This is a genomic window from Paenibacillus sp. FSL R10-2736 (assembly GCF_038000245.1).
Lineage (GTDB): Bacteria > Bacillota > Bacilli > Paenibacillales > Paenibacillaceae > Paenibacillus_AQ > Paenibacillus_AQ phytohabitans.
This window is the reverse complement of the sequence record NZ_JBBOBN010000001.1, coordinates 3,174,740-3,201,013: the sequence shown is the minus strand read 5'-3', so window position 1 is coordinate 3,201,013 and position 26,274 is coordinate 3,174,740. Positions and strand designations below refer to the sequence as shown.

Annotated in this window: 23 protein-coding genes; 9 read left to right on the top strand and 14 right to left on the bottom strand. The window is 49.8% G+C overall.

The window, feature by feature from the left end:
• Positions 1–56: 56 nt before the first annotated feature.
• The 3 genes from NSQ73_RS13865 to NSQ73_RS13855 all read left to right on the top strand — a co-directional run bounded on the left by NSQ73_RS13865 (position 57) and on the right by NSQ73_RS13855 (position 3,836).
• Positions 57–935, top strand: coding sequence for an ImmA/IrrE family metallo-endopeptidase (locus NSQ73_RS13865; RefSeq protein WP_340986849.1), 879 nt, complete (start codon positions 57–59; stop codon positions 933–935).
• Positions 936–1,016: 81 nt separating this feature from the next.
• The gene (locus tag NSQ73_RS13860) at positions 1,017–2,309 is read left to right on the top strand and encodes a tyrosine-type recombinase/integrase (protein WP_340986848.1); all 1,293 of its coding nucleotides are present in this window, start codon (positions 1,017–1,019) and stop codon (positions 2,307–2,309) included.
• Between the two features lie 366 nt (positions 2,310–2,675).
• Positions 2,676–3,836 (top strand): C45 family peptidase, encoded by a 1,161-nt coding sequence (locus tag NSQ73_RS13855; protein WP_340986846.1) that lies wholly within the window; start codon positions 2,676–2,678, stop codon positions 3,834–3,836.
• On the opposite strand, the gene NSQ73_RS13850 is transcribed toward NSQ73_RS13855, so the two are convergent.
• Entirely contained in the window at positions 3,784–4,248 is a 465-nt protein-coding gene (locus NSQ73_RS13850) for a GrpB family protein (RefSeq protein ID WP_340986845.1), read from the bottom strand. The genes NSQ73_RS13855 and NSQ73_RS13850 overlap by 53 nt on opposite strands.
• A gap of 247 nt (positions 4,249–4,495) precedes the next feature.
• Here NSQ73_RS13850 and NSQ73_RS13845 point away from each other — a divergent pair, with 247 nt between their 5' ends.
• From NSQ73_RS13845 to NSQ73_RS13830, 4 genes are all read left to right on the top strand, one after another.
• Positions 4,496–4,666: a hypothetical protein gene (locus NSQ73_RS13845; RefSeq protein WP_179093454.1), complete on the top strand. Its 171-nt coding sequence runs from the start codon at positions 4,496–4,498 to the stop codon at positions 4,664–4,666.
• Positions 4,667–4,878: 212 nt separating this feature from the next.
• Positions 4,879–5,655 carry a glutamate racemase gene (gene murI, locus NSQ73_RS13840; RefSeq protein WP_340986844.1) on the top strand — a complete coding sequence of 259 codons (777 nt, stop codon included), beginning with the start codon at positions 4,879–4,881 and terminating at the stop codon, positions 5,653–5,655.
• A gap of 52 nt (positions 5,656–5,707) precedes the next feature.
• The gene (locus NSQ73_RS13835) at positions 5,708–6,481 is read left to right on the top strand and encodes a GNAT family N-acetyltransferase (RefSeq protein ID WP_340986843.1); all 774 of its coding nucleotides are present in this window, start codon (positions 5,708–5,710) and stop codon (positions 6,479–6,481) included.
• 91 nt (positions 6,482–6,572) lie between these two features.
• Positions 6,573–6,938: a DUF4190 domain-containing protein gene (locus tag NSQ73_RS13830; RefSeq protein ID WP_042137678.1), complete on the top strand. Its 366-nt coding sequence runs from the start codon at positions 6,573–6,575 to the stop codon at positions 6,936–6,938.
• 62 nt (positions 6,939–7,000) lie between these two features.
• Here the strand turns inward: NSQ73_RS13830 and NSQ73_RS13825 are convergent, their stop codons facing one another.
• The 7 genes from NSQ73_RS13825 to NSQ73_RS13795 form a co-directional block, all read right to left on the bottom strand.
• Entirely contained in the window at positions 7,001–8,212 is a 1,212-nt protein-coding gene (locus NSQ73_RS13825) for a response regulator (RefSeq protein ID WP_340986842.1), read from the bottom strand.
• Positions 8,209–9,987, bottom strand: coding sequence for a cache domain-containing sensor histidine kinase (locus NSQ73_RS13820; RefSeq protein ID WP_340986841.1), 1,779 nt, complete (start codon positions 9,985–9,987; stop codon positions 8,209–8,211). Before NSQ73_RS13820 ends, NSQ73_RS13825 begins: the two co-directional genes overlap by 4 nt.
• A gap of 93 nt (positions 9,988–10,080) precedes the next feature.
• Positions 10,081–10,905: a carbohydrate ABC transporter permease gene (locus tag NSQ73_RS13815; protein WP_039301053.1), complete on the bottom strand. Its 825-nt coding sequence runs from the start codon at positions 10,903–10,905 to the stop codon at positions 10,081–10,083.
• 18 nt (positions 10,906–10,923) lie between these two features.
• A complete protein-coding gene (locus NSQ73_RS13810; RefSeq protein ID WP_039301056.1) occupies positions 10,924–11,814 on the bottom strand; it encodes a carbohydrate ABC transporter permease in 891 nt (296 codons plus the stop codon).
• Between the two features lie 162 nt (positions 11,815–11,976).
• Positions 11,977–13,350, bottom strand: a complete 1,374-nt coding sequence (locus tag NSQ73_RS13805; protein ID WP_340986839.1) for an extracellular solute-binding protein — start codon at positions 13,348–13,350, stop codon at positions 11,977–11,979.
• Positions 13,351–13,770: 420 nt separating this feature from the next.
• Positions 13,771–14,103, bottom strand: coding sequence for a hypothetical protein (locus tag NSQ73_RS13800; RefSeq protein ID WP_340986838.1), 333 nt, complete (start codon positions 14,101–14,103; stop codon positions 13,771–13,773).
• 235 nt (positions 14,104–14,338) lie between these two features.
• A complete protein-coding gene (locus NSQ73_RS13795) occupies positions 14,339–14,770 on the bottom strand; it encodes a MarR family winged helix-turn-helix transcriptional regulator (protein ID WP_340986837.1) in 432 nt (143 codons plus the stop codon).
• Positions 14,771–14,935: 165 nt separating this feature from the next.
• Between NSQ73_RS13795 and NSQ73_RS13790 the strand changes: the two genes are divergently transcribed.
• Positions 14,936–16,246: an amidohydrolase family protein gene (locus NSQ73_RS13790; RefSeq protein ID WP_340989270.1), complete on the top strand. Its 1,311-nt coding sequence runs from the start codon at positions 14,936–14,938 to the stop codon at positions 16,244–16,246.
• A 225-nt stretch (positions 16,247–16,471) separates the two neighbouring features.
• On the opposite strand, the gene NSQ73_RS13785 is transcribed toward NSQ73_RS13790, so the two are convergent.
• The 5 genes from NSQ73_RS13785 to NSQ73_RS13765 all read right to left on the bottom strand — a co-directional run bounded on the left by NSQ73_RS13785 (position 16,472) and on the right by NSQ73_RS13765 (position 24,204).
• Positions 16,472–18,673 (bottom strand): DEAD/DEAH box helicase, encoded by a 2,202-nt coding sequence (locus tag NSQ73_RS13785; RefSeq protein ID WP_340986836.1) that lies wholly within the window; start codon positions 18,671–18,673, stop codon positions 16,472–16,474.
• A complete protein-coding gene (locus NSQ73_RS13780; RefSeq protein WP_042141234.1) occupies positions 18,670–19,989 on the bottom strand; it encodes an ATP-binding protein in 1,320 nt (439 codons plus the stop codon). The genes NSQ73_RS13785 and NSQ73_RS13780 overlap by 4 nt, the downstream gene beginning before the upstream one ends.
• 8 nt (positions 19,990–19,997) lie before the next feature.
• Positions 19,998–21,629: a TerB N-terminal domain-containing protein gene (locus NSQ73_RS13775; RefSeq protein ID WP_340986835.1), complete on the bottom strand. Its 1,632-nt coding sequence runs from the start codon at positions 21,627–21,629 to the stop codon at positions 19,998–20,000.
• Positions 21,630–22,142: 513 nt separating this feature from the next.
• Positions 22,143–23,354, bottom strand: a complete 1,212-nt coding sequence (locus NSQ73_RS13770; RefSeq protein ID WP_039299274.1) for an MFS transporter — start codon at positions 23,352–23,354, stop codon at positions 22,143–22,145.
• A gap of 82 nt (positions 23,355–23,436) precedes the next feature.
• The gene (locus NSQ73_RS13765; protein ID WP_340986834.1) at positions 23,437–24,204 is read right to left on the bottom strand and encodes a DUF1836 domain-containing protein; all 768 of its coding nucleotides are present in this window, start codon (positions 24,202–24,204) and stop codon (positions 23,437–23,439) included.
• Between the two features lie 115 nt (positions 24,205–24,319).
• Here NSQ73_RS13765 and NSQ73_RS13760 point away from each other — a divergent pair, with 115 nt between their 5' ends.
• A complete protein-coding gene (locus tag NSQ73_RS13760; RefSeq protein ID WP_340986833.1) occupies positions 24,320–25,642 on the top strand; it encodes a hemolysin family protein in 1,323 nt (440 codons plus the stop codon).
• 110 nt (positions 25,643–25,752) lie between these two features.
• Here the strand turns inward: NSQ73_RS13760 and NSQ73_RS13755 are convergent, their stop codons facing one another.
• Complete coding sequence (locus NSQ73_RS13755) at positions 25,753–26,271, bottom strand: GNAT family N-acetyltransferase (protein ID WP_340986831.1); 519 nt, start codon at positions 26,269–26,271, stop codon at positions 25,753–25,755.
• Positions 26,272–26,274: the final 3 nt, after the last annotated feature.

Here is a 26,274-nt window from a genome sequence, read left to right as displayed (position 1 = left end):
TGGCTTTTCTTTTCGCAATAAAATAGAACATACGTACTCATATCGGAGGTAATTACATGAATTTATCCAACTACTTCAGAACCCCTCTGGAACAATGGATTGAGGAACAGTACCTGTTAAGTGGCATCTTGACTCCACACGATCTTGATTTAGACAAAATTGCTATGATCTTTGGAGTAGACATCATTTATCATGACAATAGCCCATTCAGCGAAAATGAGGATAAGGTTATCTTCCTGGACAGGCGCGACGACTACATTGAGCAGCGAAAGATCTTTTTCCACGAGCTTTGTCATGTCATTCGGCACTCCGGCGATCAGCGGTGGATGCCTGAACTCTTCCGAGAAGCCCAAGAGTATGATGCGAATCAATTTGCGCTTTATGCAATGATTCCATTCTTTATGCTTGAACAAATGCAGTTGCCCATGAACCGAAGTCAAGCGCTTAGCTTACTGGTCAGCGAATTCCACGTATATCTGGATTTTGCTAAATTACGCCTTAGTCAAATTGAAGATCGAATAACCGAATCAAAATTAATGTCGACCCTTACATATGCCAGCCACTCTCCGGCAAATCCCGTTTCAACCATTTATGACTCTCCGATGACAGGCCTCGATTACCTCCAGCAGCCTCGTATAAGTTCCTTGTATGGGTTAGATCTCTCCCGCCCGGAAGCCTTGGTCATCGAGCAACGTCATGGATTCATTTGGGATGAGCCTTTACTTCTCAATGTGGAGCGATCCTATAAGCTGCATGATTCGTCTTTCTATCGCTCTAGACAAGAGGCCACCGTTCTCCCTGGTGATCTTTCCCTCCCTCCGAATCAGAGAGGGTACGTAAATATTAATTTGTCCCGTGTTGCCTGGCGTCACGGTCAGAGCGTGACACGGCTGATTCTGCCTATGGAGGCGGTTGACGATGCTATTAATTTTTAATGTTTACTAATTCATAGAAACTGGAGCATAAATATTACATGAGTTGTCTTCACCTCGAATAATTCAAAAAGGAGCGACCCCATGGACAATCCAAAAAAACGATCATCTGCCCCCACTCCAAAGAAAGTGCCTGCCAATAACAAGCAGGGATACAAATGGCGTCTTGTCATCGAGGGACCGCCCGACCCTGTAACAGGCGAACGCACACAGATCCCCCGTGTGCGTGATACAATTAACGAAGTAAAAGCAGCATGCAAAGCAGAATACGATAGATTGGCTGCAGGTATTGATACCAAAAAAGCAAAGAAAACCACTTTTGCTGAGGCCGCTTCTGAATGGCGAAGAGAATATATTAAAACGATCAGTAAAGATGCTACACTACAGAACAGAGACAAAGCGATTAAAATACTAACACGTTATATAGGAAATTCAGCCATAGGCACTGTGACAAAAAAGCAATACCAGGGAGTTATTGATAAGATGGGGACATTCGGATATCCAGTCAAAGATAAAGAGAACCCTGGTAAGTTTATTTATAAGCCGTATGCCATAAATACGATCAAGAGCACACATTCTGTAGCTGGCATGATTTTTGAATGGGCCATTAAAGAAGGGTTAAGAAAGGACGACCCAACTGAAGATGCTATAATCAAACAAAAAGCATTAACCGTCGAGGAAATCGAGGGTGATGATTTAGAGGCCTCTTATTTAGAGCGGCATGAACTCGAAAGTTTTTTAAATGCAGTGATGAGTCATGGGTTTGAGCGTGATCTGGAGACATTCTATCTATTGGCCTTCAGTGGATTAAGATCCGGAGAACTTTGTGCGTTAAAGTGGTCGGATATCAATTTTGACACAACCATGCTCCGGGTAACCAAAACACTATATAGTCCTAAAAATAATATGAGAATTTACGAATTAACTCCACCCAAGACAACAGGATCTATACGGTCATTTAATTTAGACCTTTCAATCATTAAATTACTCCAATCTTATCAAGAACAACAAATTAAAATCCACAATAGATACAAGGAACAGTTTGACGATCATCATACTAAGAACTTTGTGTTTTGCAGGCCTAATGGTTATCCGTTTCACCCAACTAATGTAATCGAACGAATGGAACGGATTTTAAAATACACGAACATAACAAAACATGCTACGCCCCACATTTTCCGGCACACCCACATCAGCATGCTTGCAGAGGCTGGAGTGGATATCGCCAATATTATGAAACGTGTCGGACACGATGATGCAAAAACAACTACGAAGATCTATTTACATGTCACGAAGAAGATGAAGCTGGATGATGTAAATAAACTCAATATACAATTCGGTGACCTGTTGAAAATGAATACATCCACACTCTTGTGATTTTCATGTGATTTCTCCAATAATAAAACCCTCGAAAAGCCCGAAGAACCGCGCCTTTCAAGTGTTTTTCCACGCAAAAAGGAGCATTGGGGGAATGCTCCTCTTCGGCTTGCATATACCGTTATTGGAACTGCGCCTCCGGTAAAAGTTAATCCGGAAGTTATATCAATAAGTTACCTTAAAAATGACAATAATACAAGTATTTCCTACTCCGTCCAAGAAAATAAGACCCTATAATGATTGCGCTTCCCTGTATAGCAGCCCATGCGGGTATTTCGGCCGGAACGGACTTTGCCGACTGAAGAGCTCGCCCGTTATAATGAACCTACTCTGCGCAGAGAGTAAACGAGAGAAGGTACTTATACAATGGATGCTAATCCCCCTATTCAACGCAGGACCGCACAATATTCCCATATCGTTACGGAGGGCACACATTATGAGGTCGGCCGTGCATTTGGCGCTCATTACAAGCATAATTCCGAGCTAATCTCATTCTTATCCTCACCATTCATGGGGGCTTCCCCGCTGCTGCCATCTGCGGCAGATAGAGTCATGGAGAGCTTCGAGAAATATTGCCCCGGCATGAACGAAGAAATCAAAGGCTTCGCCGACGAGACCGGTATTGAACCCGGCAAGGTTGTGTTCTATTACTCCTACTTCCAGCCATCCGGTCACTGTACACAGGCTGCATACCGGACAGGTCCTGATAACGGCGGGCATATCTGTCACATGCGTAATTATGATTTTGGCTGGGAGGATGAGCCTTATAATCAGCTGCTGCTTAGCACCACCCGGGTGAAGGGTAAACCTGCACATATCGGCTTTGCGCTCCAGCTGTTCGGCCGTTATGACGGGATGAATGATGCAGGGCTTACCATTACAACTACATCGGGGAGAATCCGGCCGGAGATGACCGGGGAAGGCTTTATTTTTCCGGGAGTGGTCCGCGCCTTGCTCAACAACTGCACCACTGCGGCAGAAGCGGCGCTGCTGATGCGCAGCATGCCAGTCTCCGACTACCGGAATTTCCTGATCTCAGACGCCAAAGGCGACATCGCCCTCGTTGAAACTGCCAGTACGCATAAAGAGATCCAGTATTATCCGGCAGCGGCTGGCGGGAACTGCAACCAGCTTGTCCTATCAGCCAACCATTATACCCTTCCATCCATGCAGGTTCATAATTTGCAGGTGATGGGGAATTCGAGGACAAGGTATGAAGCGCTACGGTCGGCATTTACGGACGAAGTTGCCCTCCAAAGCCCCGTGGCAGCCATGCAAGCCATCGCAGGCACAGAATACCCTAAGGGAGTCTGCTGTCATCATTACAGTGAGGGCTTCGGAACGTTATGGTCGATGGTCTTCGATAACACGGCCCGCGAGGCGCATATTTGCTTCGGTTCCCCGCAGCTGAACAGCTGGAGGACTTTTGGGTTCAACGACCCGGCCGGAGTCCGCGAATATCACGCCGTTCTGCCTAGCCACCCATCCCCAGCCGGGTTCTGGAACTGGCTGCCTTCCGCAGAATAGAGTGCACGAACTCTGTCTTCCCCTCACAATACGAATCGATATCATAACGGTATTCGTCAGCCAGCCGCTGCTTAACCGCTTGATACTCCTCAAGGTCAGCTGGACTGCTGCGCAGATAATCGCGGAAAACGATATGCTCAAGATATCCCTTCCCGTCCTTCGGACATACGTAAAGGTGGTACTTCATAAATCCGTCATCCTGCAAGCTCCGGAAGGCTTCCCTGCCCTCAATCCCCAAATTGCCCTGATGCTCATAACCGTACTGCTGTAATCTCCGGATGATCTCCGGCAGCTTCTCATAGCTCTCCATCACCAGATCGATATCGATAACAGGTTTGGCCGATAACCCCTCGATGGAGGTACTGCCCACATGCTCAGCCGCTATGATCAGATCTCCCGCGATCTCCAGCATCCGCGCTTCAATTCTGGCGTATTCAACCTTCCAGGCCGGGTCGTAGGGAACAACTTCAACAACTTTTGTTTTCTCAGCGATGATCTTCCCCTCCTTGGTGAGAACAGTTTTTAGTAAATATATTATAGCGCACCTGTCAACGGGGGAAGGCGCCTGCCTGCTAAGTATTCTATGTAACGTTTAAGTCTGCCGGGATAAAATGCAAACCGCTATCTCATACTATCCATCAGATATGGAGGTGAACAGTGTGCCCAAGAACAGTGCAGATCCGAAGCATGACCGTGCTGATAACCGTGCCGATAAAAAGAACAACCAGCAGAATCACTCCAGCATCACCGAAATCCCCCAGATGGTGAATCCGGATAAGGCCGAAGATTATGTGCCAAGCTTAAATGGCGTGACCAAGAACGAAAGCTGAATGTAAAAGGACCGGGCTTCGCTGATGGAAACATTGGCGGAAGTCCGGTCTTTTTTATGTTTTCCGATGAAATTCCAGATCTCAAGCACAGCCGGGAATCAGAATTCATATATGAATTAGAGTGTGTGAATCTGAACGGGCAATGTAGTTATAAAGTTAATGTAGTGATAGAATAATACAATCATTCTAATAATCACGGGAAGAGTGGAAATATGCGAATAGGATTTTTTGACTCCGGAATAGGCGGTTTAACGGTGCTTCATCAGGCACTGAAATTTCTGCCGCAAGAAGATTACCTCTTTTACGCAGACACTGCACATGTTCCTTATGGAGAGAAAACAAAAGAAGAAGTTAGAGAGTACATTCTAAATGCTGTAGATTTCATTGCTAAACACAATATAAAAGCTTTGGTCATTGCTTGTAACACTGCCACCAGTATCGTGATTGAGGAGCTCAGAAGCCGGTATGACTTTCCTATCCTGGGCATCGAACCGGCAGTGAAGCCTGCCATTGAACAATCCGAAGGAAAACAGAAAAAGGTTCTGGTGCTAGCCACGAGACTTACGCTGCAGGAGAAGAAGTATCATGATTTAGTTCACCGTATAGATCATGGGGAAATTGTGAACAGTTTACCACTTCCCGGACTGGTGCAGTTCGCTGAAAGCTTTGAATTTGATGAAAAGAAGATCATCCCCTACTTGAATCAAGAATTGTCCCGGTTTAATTTGCAGCAGTACGGCACAGTGGTACTCGGATGTACTCATTTTCCTTATTTTGAGAATAGTCTTAAGAAGGTTTTCCCTGAAGACGTTGATTTCATCTCAGGAAGTATTGGAACAGCCAGACATCTGAAACGTATCCTCGAACACAAAGGTCAGGTTAACCAAGGTAGTGGTGATATCATCTTTTTCAAGTCTGGTGTGAAAGTTGAGGATACCTGCACATTAGGCAATTACCATCGCCTGTTTAAACTTCTGGATGAACTGTGAGTTTAATTATGTTCAGTTGCTGATGATTACCGGAGAAAAGGAAGTGTATGACTTGAGCCACTATGAAGCGGTCATGGGGAAATTACGCCGAAACCCCCTGAAGAATATAACGCTGCTCAAAATGATGACCGCCTATCACACTCAGATTGACAGTACGCTAATCGAACAGCAGGATCACTGGGGAGTATTATTGATGATGCCTGCCGTGACCTTCCCCTACGATCACCGGACCTATCCTGAGGCCGACACCGTTGTGCTAATGGACTACAGCAGCCCGGAGGTCTTCCCCGCCCTGCTGAAGCTGCTGCCAAGGGACGCAAGGCTCGTATTTAAGCTGCAGGAGGATGCATACCGCCAGGCGCTGGAGCCGTATTTCACACTGCATAAAGTCCGCAGTCTCTATTCCTATTCTACGGCCGAAGGCCAAACCTTCAGCGCGGACGGGGCATGCATCGTAAGTGAAGCAATAGATGAACGGCTGCTGCCGTTATGGATGGCCAACGACTATTCACAGGGGGAAATCAGTCAATATTTTCAGGAGGGGGCTTTCTCTGTAGCATTGTTCGAGGGAGACGTGCCTATCAGCACTTGTATGGTGTTCCGCAATGAGGAGTCTGTCTGGGAGATTGGGGCTGTACATACGGCTGCTGCCGCAAGAAAAAACGGACTGGCGCAGCGCGTGGTCCGCACAGCGTTATACCATACTCTGCAAAGGGGATATATTCCGAGGTATCAGGTACTTGAAGACAATCTCGCCTCCATCCGTCTGGCTGAATCGATTGGGCTTACTCCCGCAGTGAAGCTTGAGCACTGGATTAACTATTAACGGTTATCTCTGTATTCAAAATATTATATACTGTTAGAAACATGTATCTGTCTATGGAGCCTCTGCTCACAAACTATGAAGGAGTTAACCTATGAGTTATCAACCCCCACCTTTTGGAGACCAGGAATTTTACCAGCAGTTTCCCCCGCCGCCCCGCCAGGAGCGGACGAACGGCAAAGCGATCGCAGCACTGGTGCTCGGCATTCTCTCCATCGTAGTTCCTTATATCGGACTTATCTTCGGGATTATTGCGATCGTTCTGGCTGCACTCGCCTTCAAGGAGATTCGTCTCCGTTATGAACAAGGCCGGGGGCTGGCGATTGCCGGGCTGGTCTGCGGGATTGTCGGCACCATCATTTACGCTGTACTCATCCTCCTGTTTGTTCTTGCACTCGTGATGTTTGGTAATATTGACACCGACACGGTGAATTATTTCAACAATTTAAACAGCTTTTAAATGGTGAAAAAACAATCAAAAGGAAGCTGACACCGGTTTCGATAACCGGCATCAGCTTCCTTTTATTGTTGCGGCGGCGTACCCTTACTCATGAGAATATTGATGCTCTCCTGCTGACGGTATTCCGTCGGTGTAAGCTGATATTTCTTACGGAACATTTGCGTGAAGTGGCGCATGTCCTGATAACCCACCCGTTCAGCAATATCGGCGAGCTTCAGCTTGGGATTGAGCAGCAGCAGCTTGGCCTGCTCCAGCCGCAGGGAGGTTACATATTCCTTGTAGCCCTGCCCCGTCTTCTGCTTGAACAGCTGGCTGAAGTACGCAGGATTCAGGAACACCACCGAAGCCATTTTCTCCAGCGACAGATCCTCGTAGAAATGCTCCTTGATATAGTGCAGGGCAACATCAATGGCCTTCTCCCCGCTGCCTTTCATCGGCTCCAGTTCAAGCGCCTGGGAGGCCGATGCCTCCCGCATCCGCTTCACAACCTGCGGCACGGTGTTGAAGTCGTAGCTGAGCCCGGAGTGGATGATCTGGAAAGGAATCTTCAGGTAATGCGTCAAATGAGCCTTGACCTCTTCCTGGAATTGCTCCACCCGGATGTTCTCACCCGGCGTAATAAGACCCAGCAGGCTCTGCCGGTCATAGCTGACAACGAATCCCCGTCCATGCTGGTCGATCAGCTCAGACAGCACATTCTCGACGATGAAATGCTCCAGGCGGACACTTTTGTCACCCGGGTCCAGCTGGATCATTACCAGATAGAAGTGGTTGTAATCTTCAATAAAAGGCTCAATATCCAGATTCCCGATATCCAGCCCAGAGGCCAGCCGCTGGAATACCCCCTCGCGGAGGAATCTCAGACTGGCCTTCAGCCGCTCGCCTTGCCGCGAGATATTGTTGTCCTGCTGGATTTCCGTTGTTAGGCTGTCAATAAGCTCAGTCAGCTTTGTTTTGCCGATCGGCTTAAGCAGATAGTCTCTCGCACCCAGCCGGACCGCTTCCTGCGCATAGGAGAATTCGCTGTGGGCAGAGATGACAATCCATTTCACATAGGGATACCGGCGCTTCGAAATCTTCATGAATTCGAGGCCGTTCATTCCCGGCATCAGAATATCGGTCAGCACAATGTGGATGCGCTGTTCTTCCATGATTTTAACCGCTTCTTCCGCCCGGGCGGCCACGAATACCTGATGCTCCGGGCTAATCTGCCCGATGGTGCGCTTGATGCCTTCACGGATGACCCGTTCATCATCGGCAATAAGAATATTCACGTAGTCTGTTCTCCTTCCACTGAAATCGGCAGCACGATGGCAACCTGCGTCCCTGCTCCGGGGAAACTCTGAATCTGCAGGCCATAATACTCCCCGAACATGAACTGCAGCCGGCGGTGCAGGTTCTGCAGGCCGATGCCGCTTTTGCCGCTCTCCTTGGGACTGGGACCAGGAGCGTCCCCATTCAGCGAGTCCTGAAGCCGTTTCAGCTGCTCCTCATTCATTCCGTTTCCGTTATCTTCCACAATCAGTCTAAGAACAGAACCTTCTTCTCTGGTATATACCTTCAGAATACCTTGGCGGCCCAGTGATTCCAGACCGTGCTTGACGGCGTTTTCAATTACAGGCTGGACCGTCATTTTGGGAACACGGATGTCCAGCCAGCGTTCATCGATTTCCGTAATAATCTGCAGCCGGCCTTCCAGCCGGATCGAGATAATCTTCAGATAATGGCCAATCTGCTCCAGCTCTTCGCGCAGGCTTACTTCGGCCCCATCCTCCCACTGGCTGCTGTAACGGAACATTGAGGACAGGGACAAGACCAGCTCACCCAGCTGCTCATTGCCTTCCTCATCCAGCATCCAGTAGATCATATCGAGTGTATTGTACAGGAAATGCGGATTGACCTGGGACTGCAGCGCATGCAGCTCGGCATTCTTCTCACTGACGGACGAGAGCTTCACGCGTTCAATCAGCTCCTCGATCCGCCGGACCATCCGGTTGAACGAAGCCACGAGAATATTAATCTCCTGATAGGAGGAGACATTGACCATTCCGCGGAAGTTACCGACCTCTACCTGCCTCATCTCCCGGATCAGCTTCTTCAGCGGCGAGGAGATGGTCTGAGATACGATCGAGGCAATCAGCGTGGAGACAATAATCAGCGCCGAAATGACAATCAGCAAATAACGCTTCATCTCAATCAGCTCTACATTCAAATCCTTGTCCGGGGTTATACTCATCACCCACCAGCCGGAGAATGACAGCTTGGAGGCTACGACCAGCCGGTCGCTTTGCTGCTCAACCATCACATTCTGCGTAGTCGGCAGCATAGGCAGATTGGAGACGTCCGGCGTCGGATCTGTAGCAGAAGTGACAAACCGTCCATCCGGGGACATCAGGTATACCTGACTGTGCTCACCGAGCTTCAAGTTCTCAAGGGCATCCAGCACCGGCTGCGGATTCGTCTCATACAGCACGATCCCGATCGGCTTATGCTCATTCAGATCATAAATCTGCCGGCCGAAGGCGAACACCGGGCTGTCCTCCACCTGATCGATCAGGGAATGCTGGTACACCCCCAGCCAGACCATTTTACCTGACGAGGCCTGCAGCTGGTGATACCAGTCTTCATTGGCGTAATCCGGATCGACCACGTTCATATAATTCCCGTAATTATAAATCTTCCCTCTGTCTGTAATCACATGAATGCCCACCAGGTCATCCCGTGAATAAAAAATCGAGCCGATAATATTCGTCACGGTCTGCTCATTGATATAAGCCACCGCCGGCTCATCGGTTTTCTCATTAATCAGACGAATCATCTCGAAGTTATTGCTGAGCGATTTGGACAATGCATCATAGCCCTTGTAGAGGAGTGTGAACAATCCTGCGGTCTGGGCGACGTTTTTTTGCGACAAATCACTGATCTTCTCATGCAGCTGATCCGTAGTCCGGTTATAGTACAGCAAGCTGACAATAAGCAGAATACTGGACATGCAAAAAAGAAACAGCAAGAACAACCGATGATGGATGGAATGAAAGCCGCTCTTCATAGGACTCTCTCCTTTCAACACCCTGTCCTGCCGTTTCCTATTATAAATCTAACCCAATTTTATATGCAACGCGTGAATTCATAATTCTGCAGATCAGCCTTTGACAGCCCCTGCCACCATGCCTTTTGTAATCTGGTTGGACAGGAAGAAGTAGATCAGGATCACCGGCAGCGCACCCATAACGAGGAATGCCCCGATGTTGCCGTAGTTGACCGAATACTGGCTGACGAAGGTGTAGACCCCGAATGGCAGGGTTTTGAGCTTCTCGGACGAGATGAACGTTGCCGCCAGGATGTACTCGTTCCAGATGTTGATGAAGGTCAGGATACATACCGTCATTACCGGCGGTACAGACACCGGAAGAATAATGCTGCGGAAGATCCGGTACACACTCGCTCCGTCGATGAACGCCGACTCTTCAATCTCATGCGGGATAGCTCTCATGAATCCGCTTAAGATGAATACGGCGATTGGCGTGGAGAATGCGACGTAAGGCAGAATCAGCGACCAGTGAGTATTCAGGATATGCATATTTTTGAAAATAATCATCAGCGGCAACAGTGTAGCCTGCATCGGAATCATCATCCCCATCAGGAAGATGGTCATCACGAGATTGCCGTATTTCCAGCGGAACCGCGAGATCGCATAAGCTGCCATTGAAGCCAGCAGGATGACACAGATCATTGTAAACGCAGTAACGAATACGCTGTTGGACAGATACTTCAGATAACTCCCGGAGGTGTAAGCTTCATAGTAGTTATGCCATTGAATTTTTTTGGGAAAAGAAAAGAAGCTGCCGTCCATGATTTCTTCGTTGGTCTTGAGTGAGTAAAGCAGCAGCCATAACAGCGGGTACAGCTGGGTGACCACAGGGATTGCAAAAAGAAGATACACGATTCCTTTTTTAAATTTACGCATGATTCGCGCACTCCTTTCCTAGTTGTATTTTTTCTCAAGTTTATTGAAGATGGTATTGATCACTCCGGTAAAGATGAGACAGACAACAACCAGGAACGTTGCGATCGCACTGCCGTATCCATACTTGAAGGACATGAAGGAACTGTTATACATATGGGTTGAGATGACATCCGTCGCATGCGCCGGACCGCCGCCTGTCATGACCATGACCAGATCGAAGGCCTGCAGGGAGCCGATAAATGCCAGGATAATCGATATTTTGAAGATCGGAACAATCAGCGGGAGGGTAATATAACGATCCGCTTTGAAACCGTCTGCTCCGTCAATTTTGGCCGCTTCATATAGCTCATCAGGAATATTCTGCACTCCTGTATACTGGATCAGCAGATGGTAGCCGAAGAACTGCCAGAGTGATACCAGATAAAGGGAATACATAGCGATGTTCGGCTCGGTGAGCCAGTTGTGAGTCCAGCTGTCAAGACCCAGTGACACCAGCACGCCATTCAGCATGCCCCCCATGGAAGTAGGGTTGTAGATGGTCTTCCAGAGTTGTCCAATGATAACAACCGACAGGATAACCGGTGTGAAGTAGATCGACACCAGTGTGTTGGCTTTTTTCAGATAACGGTTAAGCAGGATAGCCATTCCTAAGCATAGTGGAATTTCCAGCATGGAAGCCACTGCATACAGCAGCGTTCTTCGTACGGAAGGCCAGAACACAGGATCATTGAAGAACATATCTTTGAAATTGCCTAAACCAATAAACTCCGCAGTAGTAAGACCGTCCCACTTCAATAAGCCCGTATATAATGATACCAGTATGGGAACAAACACAAGGCACACGTACAAGAGCAGACATGGCAGTATGAAGACGGCTATTGTGCGTGCTGGCACCTTAAGTACTTTCATCTTTCCCGCCTCCTAAACAAGCAGATTCTTTGTCTATTTACGATATTCACGATATTTACATTGAAAATCTTCATGATAAACTCGATGCGAAGAAGCCTGGATCAGCTTGCTTCGCATCGAGAAGGACAGCTTTACGGTTGCCTGTAGCGTATTGCTTATTGCTTATTTGTTGGCTTCAAATGCAGCCTGGTGCTCTTTCGCTACCGCAGCGGAATCCATTTTCTGAACGAACAGGTTCTGAATGCTGCTGAGGTGAACTTGAGCTGTTGCAGGGTTCATCGTGTTATCGAACGCCAGGTCGCCGCCTTTAACTTGGTTGAACAGGCCGGCAATGTTAACAGCCAGATCAGAGTAACCGGCAGCTTTGAGGTCGCCGTCTACCTTTTGACCGATACCTACAGCATTTTTCAGTTCAAACTGTTTTTTAGGATATTCGGAAGCGAAGTAGTTCAGGAAGTCTTTGGTTTCTTGCAGGTGTTCGCTGTTTGCAGATACGGCAAATGCGCTGCCTGGTGCAAGCATGAATTCGTTAGGGTCACCCTTGCCGTTTACTGTAGGGAACTGGAAGGCTCCAACTTTACCGGCTACAGGGGATGCGTCAATTGCGCCTGTTTCCCAAGATCCGATCGACCACATTGCTGCTTTACCTGTTTTGAAGATGTTACCGCCGGCGTTGGCATCAATGGAAGTAGCTCCATCCGGGAATGCACCAGCTTGAACCAGTTGCTGGAATGCTTCTACAGCTTCTACGAATGCAGGATCTTCGAAGGTTTTCTTGCCGTCAAGCACATCCTGCAGGAATCCAGGGCCGCCGTTGGTGCGGAGCAGGATGTTCATGAACAGGAACGAGCCGGTCCAGGAATCTTTTTCACCGATAGCCAGTGGGGTAATTCCCTTATCTTTCAGGATTTTGACATCCTGGAGCAATTCTTCAAAGGTTGTCGGAGGAGCAGCAATTCCTGCCTGTGCGAACAGGTCTTTGTTGTAGTACACGACTTCGATGTTGTTGCCGTCAGGAAGCGCATACACATTGTTGTCGAAGCTGTAGTAATCGAGCAGGCCTTCCTGATAAGTGTCTTTCAGGCCGTTCTGTTCGAGCATATCATTCAGCGGTGCGAACAATCCTGCATCTACGAAAGGCTTCATTTGTGCAGCCGGGTTAACGATGGTAATGTCCGGTACTTCTTTGGAAGCAGCCTGTGTTTTGAGCTTCACCTTCTGCTGGTCTGTGTTCAGCGTATCCAGTTCAATCTTCACATTCGGATGATCCTTCTGGTACTGCTCGGTCAGCTCGTTGATCATTTTGTAAGCCGGTGTTGCAGGGTCAGGATAGATATTCTGGAAGGTAATTGTTACTTTCTTGTCGCTTGGAGCAGTTGTTGCTGCGGCGTTTCCGCTATCTGTTGTGTTCGGTGCGGCGTTGTTCTTGGCGCCGTCGTTTGCGTTGTTGTTCGAGTTACCGCATGCTGCAAGGCTTAACGCCATAACTGCGGTGAAAGCGATGGTAGCGGTTTGCTTCATTTTTCTGTTGACCATTAATTGATGCCCCCTGTGTTCGTGATATGCTTATTATCATCCTGTGAAGCGCTTCCAACAAGGTGGGAACTACAGAATAAAGGTTTGTTTTTTCTAGGTATACTGCACTTAAGCAGCCTAATCGTCCAACCTTTTCTCTAACATCTGTTCATCGTCTTTAACATAGCTCCCAACCGTACATTTGCAACAGAATCCATCTTCGGTCACCCCTGCATTTCTATATCTAACCCCTTAAGTTTAATAAAACTAATTCTTGAAGAACTTCCTGTACATCACAGTTGGAATTTAGGATATTGATCATCTCTTCCGTAATGGGGTAATCATCGTAAATTTTTGCAACAACATCTAAGGATAGTGATAACTCAAAATAACCTATTGCAAAATCTACAAAATCCTCTGGTGTATGGAATATACAGCCCACTAAAAAATCAGAACCATCACTTTCACCTTTTGGAATCTCAACTTTTCCCTTGTGCCAGTTAGTGTCACTGTTTTTACGCCATATGGGCTTAATTCAGATTCATGATCGAAGCCTTTTATTATGGAGCCATCAGGGGAAAACAAAATAATTAGATGATCACCTGCTCCATTATCTATTTTCGCCATACAAACACCCTCGTCCCAATTTTGAACAAAGCTATGGTAACGAAGCCATTCATCTTGACAAAGAATAATATTTAGCGATGCTTGGATTTTCATTAGCTTTTTTAAGAATATTGGATTTGGTAAACGCTCTAAAACATTTACTTCCATAGAATCCTCACCCTTTCATCTTTCCTTGCAAAGCAATTCTTCCAAGGATATCCTATCCACTCACTTCAACGTCTGCCCATAGCTAACCGAGGCTGCCGTCTCATACCGGCAACCTCGGTTAAATGATTGTTAAGCTATAGTTACCCCGTTATGGAGTTCAATGATTTTATCCTGTAATAACTAATCCCTTATTTCGGTATTTCTTTGAAAGCAGCCGTCGAGTAGGTTTTTTCCTTTATGATAATCTTTCATTAATTTTGATCAATATTTCCTTCAATTTTTGCTTCTCCTCCTCGGTAAGGACTTGAACGATTTCTTCCTCCACCCTTTGGAATGAGTCTTGAAAGTCTGCAATCAGTTCAATCGCTTTTGGCAATACATATATATTTTTTTGCCGTTCATTATTGGCCGGGATTTTGCGCTCGATGAACCCTTTTTGCTCTAAGCCTTGAAGCATGCTTGTAATGCTGGCCCCACGTAGATGAAACCTATCGGCAAGGTCCTTTTGAATAATATGATTATTTTGGTTCTGGTAAATATAATCGATTACTTTTCCTTGTTGAGCGTTTAACCCCTGCTCTTTTATACTTTCGTCCGCTCTTTTCTTTAACTTAAGACCTATAATCTGAAACAAATCCAGATAAGGCGTATCCTTTCGGGATTCCATGATCTTCCCCCCTGTGATTGTTAGGAATCTAACTGTAAGCAAATAAACTATACAGTGATCCTATAGGCTTGTCAAAAGAATAATTAGATTATTGACAGTTAGTTAACTAATAGTTATACTTCGAATTGTTCAAATTACAAACACTTGGGAGGAATTCATATGGAGATGGATAAGGTCACACAAAATGCTGCGTTAGAACAAGTTACGGCAATTACAAATATACGTATTTTTGATGGAAATCAAATGATTGCGCCAAGACATATTGTCGTCAAGGGGGAGTCCATAATTTCAGTGGGCGGAGACCTTCCGGCTGGTGCAACGATTATCGATGGAGAAAATGCGACTCTAATGCCTGGTTTCATTGATGCACATGTCCACACCTCGATCGGCGGATTACGAGATGCACTAAAATTCGGCGTGACAACAGAACTCGAAATGAACGGCGATTTTACTAAAAGAGGGCGGGAGATTCAGTTAAAAAATGTGAATGACGTCGCAGACGTCCGTTCTGCTGGCACAGCGATCACCGCTCCGGGCGGACACCCAGATGAATTATTGCCAGATGGAGATGAAATACCGGAATTCATATTAAAGGAACTAGAGAAGTTATCTGAGGAAGACCGGGAATCGATGTTGGCTGCATACGCTCACGATCACGAAGAAATACCGCAAGTGACGACGGTGGAAGAAGCGATAAAACATGTGCATACCCAAGTGGAGAATGGCGCCGACTATATTAAGATCATGATTGAAGAAGGAACGGTCATGGGTGCGCCTGGCTTGCCTGTACTAAGCGACGAAATTCTAAAAACAGCCGTGACAGAAGCCCACAAGTTCGATAAGCTGGTCATCGCCCACGTATTGACGGCACTTTCATCGCAAAAGGCCATCGATTTTGGAGTCGACGGTTTGGGCCACTTGTTTATCGACAGACCCGAGTATACGTCCGGGTTAGTAATGTCCATAGCGGCTTCAGGCGCTTTTGTTACACCGTGCTTGGTGTTGAATTCATCTATCATTGGAAATCCGGCATCGGAATTGGCGAATGATCCGCGTGTTCATTCCAAGTTAAGTTCGGATTGGATCGATATTTTGAACTCAAGCTTCAATACGTTTCCGCAAGGCAATATGGAGAACAGCTTTAAAAATGTGATGGACCTTCACCGTGCCGGAGTTGATATTCTGGTAGGGACGGATGTCGCGCCGGTTCCTGTTCCGAATCTTGGCGGCCTTGCTCATGGAGCCAGCGTCCATCATGAAATGCAATTGCTGGTGAAGGCCGGGTTCACTCCGATAGAAGCGCTTCAGTCAGCTACCGCGAAACCGGCCCGTTGCTTTGGTCTTAACGATCGCGGTCGTATTGCCGAAGGCGCACGCGCTGACCTTATTTTAGTAACCGGTGATCCGACAACCAACATCTCGGATACCTTGTCGATCAAATCCGTGTGGTTCAAAGGTGTGCAACAACGATATTAATCAAAGCCGATAACCCCGTACTATGTCGTCAGAGCGATTACATTGTGTAAACGAAATAATTACACGGCCGCCCTACAAACATTTAAAACATTCTGATCGTTGGGTCCATGAGTTTCATTGGAGCATCCCGTTGAAAGCAAGCATTACTTTTCACCACTAATTATTCAAAAGAAGCAGCCGATTACGTTAGAATCGGCTGCTTCTTGTTATATATTACTATATCAATTATGCTGGCGGCTGCTTCCACTGTTTAATCACGCTGAGCAATCCCGGAACATCCAGCCCGTCGAGTGAAAAAGCTTTGCGCAGCAGATTATGCGGGATGAATTCATCGTATTTGCCGAGGTAAGGTGCCTCATCCGGTCCGAGCAGGGAAATAGCATCCGTAGCTGCGGCGGTTTCGGCAATAATCTCTTCCTCCAGCGTCTCTGCATCTGCCTTGCCGGCGACAACCATATAATAAGGTTCCATCGGCACGACGGACCGCAGACCGAGCGGTCCCTTCAGATTGTTCTTCAGCAGGCGCTCCAGCGTACGGAACTGCCGGCTGCCCGCCCATGGAAGGATGAACATGGAGTCTCCTCCGGCAGGCAGGACAGAACGCGTCAAGAGTCCGCTCTCTTTGGCAAGCCTGCGGGCCCGCTCCAGTCTGGCGGCCGCGCTTGGTGCAAGATACGGATACAAGGCTGTCGATCCCAGCACTTCGCGGATCTTCGTCATGATCCGGGTGTGGACATCCCCTCCCGCTCCAAGCCATAAGGTGTCTACCTTGCCGCGCGATCCTTTGACATAGACCGCCTTGTGGCGGTTGTCGACCTCTTCCACCTTCCACAGCTTACCGGCCAGGGTGAAGCAGTAGCCCGGCGGCGGCACTGTAGTAATTGAACCGATTTCCTCGGTGCCATTATAGACAACATGCTCTTCATCGTCTTTGAATACCGCATAGAAACGGAAGTTGTTGACGATCTTCTCCCCCGCCATCCCGATCAGCAGACTGCCCTCATCCATCTTCTCAATATGGCCCATGCCCTGCATGTATTCCATGAAGGCGTCATAATCAGCGGGATCAATACTGCGGAAGGACGGCAGGCTCAGCACCGCCTCCTTCAGGTCATCCGGCTCCGCTTCCCCCATACTCTTCAGGATGCTCATCGTCTGATGATACAGCAGCCCGACCGGCAGCTGGCGCACGACCAGCGGCTCGACCCATTTCTCGCGCACGTACAGCTCGATTACGGCAATGGCCCGCAGCAGCGTCCACGGCATCCGCGCAGGCAGCTGCGCCTCCTCGTCCTCCTCCTCGGGCGTGACGAAGATCATCTCGGAGGCGGCGTCCCCGCGCCTGCCCGAGCGGCCCAGCCGCTGCACGAAGCTCGCGCAGCTGTAAGGCGCGCCGAGCTGCAGCACCCGCTCCAGCTCGCCCAGGTCAATCCCCAGCTCCAGCGTCAGCGTCGCTGCAGCCACAGCCGGCCCCGCACCCTGGCGGAGCGCGGCCTCTGTCTCCTCGCGCAGCATCGCGGAGATGCTTCCATGATGCACATGGAAGACATCCCGCTCACCGCGCTTAGCGGCAATGCGCCGCATCTCCAGAATCGCCTCCTCGGCGTCCGTGCGGCTGTTCGTGAAGATCAAAGCCTTCTTCACATGCGTATGGTCGTAGATGAAGCCGTAATAAGCCTGTCGCGCCCGCTCCAGGTGTTCGGCTTCTTCCTCATTCCGCGCATCCGGGAAAGAAAAGTGCTCCACGCTCAGGCGCAGCTTGCGCCCGCCCTGCGGTGCACTGACCTCCACGCTCTCCCGCGTGCCCGCCGCCAGCCACTCCGTGACGGAGGCGTAGTCGCTCAGCGTTGCGGACAGACCCACCCGCCGCGGATGACAGCCGGCCATCCGCGAGATCCGGGCCAGCTGGCTCAGCACCTGAATGCCGCGGTCCGCCCCCATGAAGGCATGCACTTCATCGATTACGATGAAGCGCAGATCATGGAATAGCGCCGGGATGGCATTCGGGCGGTTCATCAGCAGGCCTTCCAGCGATTCCGGTGTAATCTGCAGCACCCCGGAAGGATTCTGCATCAGCTTCGTCTTATCCGCCTGCGGTACATCGCCATGCCAGTGCCAGACCGGAATATTCCCTTCGCGGAGCAAATCATTTAACCGGGTGAACTGATCGTTGATCAGCGCCTTCAGCGGAGCGATATACAGAATACCTACAGATGCGGACGGACGCTCATACAGCTCCGTAAGCGCGGGGAAAAAAGCCGCCTCTGTCTTACCCGAAGCGGTCCCGGAAGCGATAAGCAGATGATGCGGCGTGTCAAACAGTACACGGCAAGCATCTACCTGAGCCTCACGCAACGTATCCCAGCGGTTCTTGTAGATGAATTCTTTAATGAACGGAGCCAGCCGGTAGAACGGGTTATCACTCATAGGTCAAACTCCGCCAGGAATCCGTCCAGTTCATTCTGCCCGGTCTCGGCAGGCCGCGGAGTCCGCTCCCCGACCAGCTTCTCGAACGACATTTCCGGATGCTGGTTCAGCGTATGCAGCAGATCCATGAAGTCGCGCACGACCTCACGCGCGGTAAGCAGCTCATCTGCACCCAGCCGGTTCACAGCCTCTTCCATGAAATGCACCAGCTGCTCCTGCGTCAGTCTGGCTTCATACCCGTAGTGCAGCGCGTGAATGTCCCGCAGCTTCTGCAGCAGAATCAGAATCTCCTCATGGGAGAGCATATCCAGCGCGATGATCGGCCCGGTGAAGTTGTTCAGTCCGGCACCGGCATACCGCCCGGCTACCAGCCTGGAACGGAGTGCCTCATAGCTGAATAAGCCGCGCCGGTGGTCTTCAACGAACTGCGGCGTGCCGCCGACGAAGATCCCCAGCCGTTCTGCCTTGCCCTGCATCGTATCGTTGAACATGGTCAGCAGCTTCTCATAATTGCTCTGGCGGGAGATGCTGTTGGTTATCTTGTAGAGGTTGACTCCCTCATCGATGAACAGCAGCAACCCCTTATAGCCGATGGCCCCGGTGAATTCCGCCCATAGCTTCATATAATCATACCAGTTGTCGTCATCGATAATAACGCCCACACCCAGCGCCTTGCGCGCTTCCGTGCGGGTCGCGAACTCGCCGCGCAGCCAGCGCAGCGAATCCTGCTTCAGTGCGTCATCGGCCAGCTTATGCCCGTTCCAGTAAGAGGCGAGCACCTTCGCGAAGTCGAAGCCATGAACAAGCCCGCGCATCTCGGAGGCAACCGCATAGATCCGCTGCTCCACTTCTTCACCAAGCTCCAGCGCATCCGGCCCATAGCCCTTCTCTTGCATGACGGCCTGCTGCAGAGACATAATCCACTTCTGCAGCATAATCTCCAGTGCCCCGCCATCGGGACGCGTCCGGGTTGACAGATGGCTCATCAGCTCGCGGTAGGTGGCAAGCCCCTGCCCCTTCGTACCGACAAGCCGCCGCTCCGGCGACAAGTCCGCATCCGCGACCACGAAGTCCCGGTCCATCGCGTAATTGCGGATAATCTGCAGCAGGAAGCTTTTGCCGCTGCCGAATTTGCCCGTAATCAGCTTAAAGGCGGCTCCGCCCTCGGCGATATTATCCATATCGCGGAGAATGGCTTCAACCTCCGGCCGGCGGCCGACGGCAATATATTCAAGACCGATACGCGGCACAACTCCCGCTGTCAGCGAGTTGACGAGCGCGGTGGTCATCCGCTTCGGTATTTTGAGTGGGTTCATTCCTGATTTCACCTCTTTATATAGTGCAGCATGGATATACATTCTTCGGTCAGCTCTTCACCGTCGATGACGAGATCCCCCAGACTATCCATAGCAAGTTCATTAATCTCATCGAACAGCAGCTCTGCCATGGTCCCGCCGCCCGCTGCCAGCCGGTTCACCTTCACCAGGCCGTCATCCTCTGCCAGCGCAAGCAGCACATCCCGCTGCAGGAGACTCAGTTCAGAAGCGAAGGACGTCCAGCTGTCCGCTTCGCCATCAATAATTGGTAGCGGAGAATCTGCTTGTCCTTGCACAGCAGGTTCTTCAACAATAATGTCCAGCTTCTCTTCGTCACTTTCTCTAACCGCTGGCTCCTCTGACCTGGAACCAGCCGCAAACGCGGCACTTCCAGGTTCATCTTCATCCACTGCCTCATTATCCCAATCCGTTTCATCATCCTTCTCCAGCGCTTCCTCCACCGTGAGCAGCGAACGCACCACCTCGGAGTCATTCTTCAGCTGTTCCAGCTTCCGCTGATCAATCACAACTGCCGGACCCTTCTCCTCCTGCTCCGCCTTGCGGAATTCACGCTGCAGGAACTTGGTCACCAAGTCCTCCATGTCGGCATCAACCTTGACATCCTTGAGCCGTCCGCGATAACCCATAAGTGCCCGCAGCTTGTTCTCGGTCAGCCGGAATAAGCGTGTAATCAGGCTGCGCAGCGGAGGCGATTTGCTGATTCGTACGACAGGTATAAGAACAGAGTAGCCATAGAGTGAGATATCATATACTGCGCTGCGGAACAAATACCGCTCACGGACAACCGGCGGACCGGGCGGGAACATCGTGATCAGATTCGAGCCGTGCTTCCGCGCTACATACGTATCAATTAGTGCCACTACTTGAGGGATGTACTTTTCCGCAGCAGCTTTTCCTTCACCTGTATAGAATTTCGATTTGCTGATATCATAATCCGACATCACACTCAGCACCTCGATGCTAAGCTGCTCCGGGGCAGCAGACAGGCAGCGGACAAGCTCAAGCTCAGCCAAGTCCCCGGCAAGCCCGCGTGTACGGATCACAATCTCCGAGAGCGGGATATCCAGCTTATGCACGAATGAGAAATCCGCAATCCATCCGCCAAGGTATTGATCCAGACGTTTATACTTGTCACGGTAGGCTTCCCAGAGCAAGCCGAGCTGACGGCAGCCATCCTGCGGCTCATCCCAGCCTACACCGTTAATCAGCTCATATATATGCAAAAAGATATAGGAGAGGTCGGTCTTCGGGTATCTCCCTTGCCGGACTTCATCCCGCCAGAAGAAATACCACCGGCTCTGCGCACCTGTCATATGTCCGTAAGTCGGCCAATAGCTCTTAAACGGGACAAATAAAGCCGCAGGCTCCTTATGATCCGCAAGCTCCCGGGCCCGCTGGACAAACTGGCTCTCCGTAGTAGTTACCGGCTCCTGAGTCTCTTCCATATCCCATAGCTGGAGCTGTACTGTATCATATTGGGACGTTTTCTTCTTGCCCGGACCTTCCGGAGGCTTCGGTATAACCGCTTCTGCAGAACTGCGCGGCGGAATTGCCATATTCTGCTCCGTGCTCTCCCAGACCAGCTCCGTGAAATGCAGGCCCTGCCTGTCTTTAGCCATACTTACCCGCTCCATTAGTGTGCCATAATAATTTTTACCATTATACCATATGCGTTATGACGGTGATGCAGCGGTCTCCAGTCCTGTACTGAACCCCCACCAGTCCGCATGCGAAATAAAGAGTAAGACTCCCTGAAATTCCCAGGCAATAGTCAGAAACAGCTTCTCTGCACTCTAAGGGATGGCAACCGCCGTTTCGGCAGGCGTAAACATATCCATGCTGGCGTATATTTCAAAAAAGACCTTGAGAGACTGGCCCCTCAAGATCCTAGATTAGAGTGTCTGTCACTGCACATTGCCGGACAATGAGAACGTTCGTTTGTGTCTTCCTTAAGAATATACTATATTCCCCCTGTGGGCTGCAATAGCGGAGGCTTCCCTCCAACCGCATCGCAGGTGTTTTTTTGTATCGCGCGTTTCACGCACTCATCTGGCTAAAGCCATAACAAAGGCCAGCCGGAAGCTCCGGCTGGCCTGGTTGCAGTATAACTCCGATGATTTTTCAAATTATGCTTAGAGCAGCTCTGTGCCCTTCGTTTCCTTGCCCAGGAACAGCACGGCCAGCGCACCAATGATAATCGTTACGAAGAACAGCATGAAGATCGTGCTGATCGCGACCGAATTCCCCACCATCACGCCGACCAGTGTAGGTGCAATAATACCCCCGATCCGTCCGAAAGAGGTTGCCAGTCCGGCACCAGTCGAACGGATGGTAGTCGGATACAGCTCCGGTGTATAAGCATACATCCCGCCCCATGCCCCCAGGTTGAAGAAGGACAGGCAGATCCCGGCGGCCATCAGCATGCCTTCGGTCGTGGAATTCCCGAACCAGGCCGCGCTGACCGCTGTCAGCAGCAGATAGATCACGAGCACGAACTTCCGGCCGAATTTCTCGATGAAATAAGCGGCGGTGAAATATCCCGGAAGCTGGGCGAGCGTCATGATCAGCACATACTCGAAGCTTTTGACCAGACTGAAGCCCTTAAGCACCATAACTGTCGGCAGCCACAAGAACATGCCATAGTAGGAGAAAACAACCGTAAACCACAGAATCCACAGCATAATCGTCGAACGGCGGTATTCCGCAGACCAGACTGCCGTAATCCGGTTCCGCAGGGATACCGGAGCCTTCTTGATCTCGGCGAATTTCGGCGAGTCATCAATCGCCTTACGCAGGTAGAGCGCATAGAGCGCCGGGACTGCACCAATCGCGAAGGCAATCCGCCAGCCGTAATCCGGAATAACGAAATAAGCGATCAGCGCGGACAGAATCCAGCCAAGCGCCCAGAAGCTCTCCAGCAGCACGACTGCCCGCCCTCTTTCTTTGACCGGCATGCTCTCGGACACCAGTGTCGAGGCAACCGGCAATTCACCGCCCAGCCCGAAGCCGGCAATGAAGCGCAGCACACACAGCATTACATACCCTGCGGCGAATGCTGACAGGCCGCTTGCTATGGAGAAGATCAGCAGCGTCCACAGCAGTACGGATTTGCGGCCGAACCGGTCCGCGAGAATCCCGGCCGCAGCCGCTCCCACAGCCATCCCCACCGAGTTGATACTGGTTAAATATCCGATCTTCTCCGGTCCCAGCGACCATTCCTTGGCCAGCGCAGCCACCACAAAAGATATCATCCCCACATCCATCGCATCGAACATCCAGCTGAGTCCTGCACTGAAGAGCAGTTTTCTTTGCTTCGGATTCTGCAGCAGCGACATTTGATTCATCATATCAAGCACCCTCTTCCCTGATTCCCGCTAAGTCTCGGAGTAAGACTAGTTTCACTTACACATTCTAGAATCGGACGGTTCAAAAATCAAGGAATAACACCGCATTGAAATATTGCCGGGCCATCGCCTGAAAATAACAGGTCAGAACCGATATGGCGGCGATCAGAAGCATATTCTGCACGGCATCCCGCTGTGATCTGGTCAGATGGCTGAGCCGCTTCATCATTCCGTCCATCGCCGATTTGAGCGCACTGTCGGATTTCAGCAAATACTCTTTGGGGTTACCAGGCTGAGCCTGCCCCTGCACCGGCATCGGGGAGCGGGTCTTGATCTCCTCGAACAGCTCTGCATACCCGTGATACAGCTGTGCCGGCTCGACCAGATCGTCATCATCACGCTCAGGCGCCAGGAACAGCATACGGAAGAGCTGGCGGATGCTCTCGAAATCGAGTGCAGCCTTGAGATCATCAATTATAAATAGAAGCGCAGCCTGATTAATGGAATACTTCTTCCCTTCACGCGGCGCCCCGAGATATTCCTTGAAGTCACGCTTTACCCAGTTCTGCATAGCCGTAACAGATAATGTGGAATACTCAATCAGACTGCCAAGCGAGGCGATTTCACCAAGGGATAACCCTTTGATGCCGCTGCCTTTGATCAATTTCTGCAGGATTGGGGGAATATCCGTAGAGAGAAAAGCCGGCAGTGACGTCCCCTCCCGCACCTCTTCACGGTGGAACTTGGTCCAGGCTTCCTGCAGAATATGGAGCGGCTTCCGCTCCGAGTTTTCGCTTAGAGACAGTAATAGTCCGGACATCTCTATCCGGCTAAGTGTAAATGCTTCCATAGATGGCAACCCTCCACCATTTGATATTTCATTGAAAAGTTCGTACAATAGGTTCATATGAACTCATAATATGAGTATAACCTATTTTAGGGACGAAAGGGATGGTAAAGATTATATGGGTATAGGACTTAGTTTGACGCTCGTGGCAATTTTGATTATTTTAACCGCATTTTTTGTAGCAACGGAGTTTGCAGTAGTGAGATTAAGAGGAAGCCAGGTCAGCCAGATGGTACTCGACGGGAAGAAGAATGCGCTAGCGGTACAGCGGGTATCTGCTAACCTCGATGGATATCTGTCTGCTTGTCAGCTTGGAATCACCATTACTGCACTCGGGATCGGGGCGTTGGCAGAGCCTGCATTTGAGCAGCTGCTGATACCATTGTTCGACCTGACGAACCTGAGCCACAGCGTTAGTGAGCCTATTGCTTTTGCACTGGCCTTCATTATCGCCACATTCCTGCATGTCGTTGTCGGTGAACTTGCACCGAAGACGGCCGCTATAAACATTCCGGAGAAAATCGGTCAGATTACCGCACCGCTGATTATTTGGTTCTACAGAGTATTGTACCCTTTGATTTGGATCATGAACGGTTCCGCCAACCTGCTCGTCCGTATGTTCGGAATGAAGCCGGCCAGTGAACATGGCGATGCCCACAGTGAAGACGAGATCCGCCTGATCTTGTCCGAGAGCTATGAGAGCGGCAAAATCAACAAAGCGGAATACGGTTATGTGAACCGGATCTTCACCTTTGATGAAATGCTGGCCAAAGAAATCATGGTTCCCCGGACAGATATGGTATGTCTGTTCACCGACCACTCGCTGCTGGAGAATATCGCTATTATCCGCAAGGAGCAGTATACGCGTTTCCCTGTAGCAGACGGCAGCAAAGACAATATCATCGGTATGATTAATACCAAGCAGCTGTACCTGCAATATGACAACAACCCTGATTTTGATTTCAAAAGCCTGATTCTGCCGATTCTAACCGTATCGGAAGTAACGCCGGTGAAGACGCTGCTGACCCGTATGCAGAAGGAGCGCGTGCATATCGCCCTGCTGCTGGATGAATACGGCGGAACCTCCGGCCTCATTACGATCGAAGACATCCTGGAAGAGATTGTCGGTGAGATCCGAGACGAATTCGACGGGGACGAACGCAGAAATGTAGAGAAGCTGAGCGAGACCCATTATCTGTTTGACGGCAATGTGTCTCTGCTGGAGATCAAAGATCTTACAGGTCTTGATTTCCACGACGACGAAGTGACTACGATCGGCGGATGGCTGTATAGTCACCTGGAAGAACCGGTTGTCGGCAAAAGCCATGTGTATGAGCATGTCACTCTGACTGTGCGTGAGATGAACCGCCACCGTATCCGTAAGGTTGAGATCAAGATTGATCTTCCGGTCACCGAAGATTCCGCAGTACACAGCGACTAAAGCGGATAGATACGCTGCAGTAATACAGAAAGGCGCTTCCTCAGGGAAGCGCCTTTCTTGCATAATTTGGTGAGTACTAAAGTAATCACGCCTATAATTAATACCATTAACTATATAGAGGCGGGGTTAAATATTTTACTCATATAATATTCGTCTACCCATTCCCCATCCACCAGCAGCGACTTTTTCTTCACGCCTTCAATCTCAAAACCATACCTCGTATACAGCGCAACAGCCCGCTCATTATGCTTCATTACCGTAAGCTCCAGACGCACAATGGCGCTCCGATTCGCCCACAAGTCCATCTCGTGGAACAATGCACTGCCGATTCCCATGCCCTGATATTGCTTCAGGATGCCGATAACTATATAGGCACTGTGTTTATTGCGGCTGACGCTTCCTCCCCTGACTGACAGGTATCCCGCCAGCTCACCGTCAGCTTCGGCTCCGATCAGGATAGAGGTTTGAGCATTCCCGAAGCTTGCTATCATTTCTTCCACCTGCGGAATTCCGGTCTGCCTCTCTCCGGGTGCAAGCAGCATATACGAAGTTTCCTGATCCAGCCGGTGCTGCAGACTTAAGAGTGCGGCGGCGTCTTCAGGAATCAGTTCCCTCAGTATGATATCCATTTC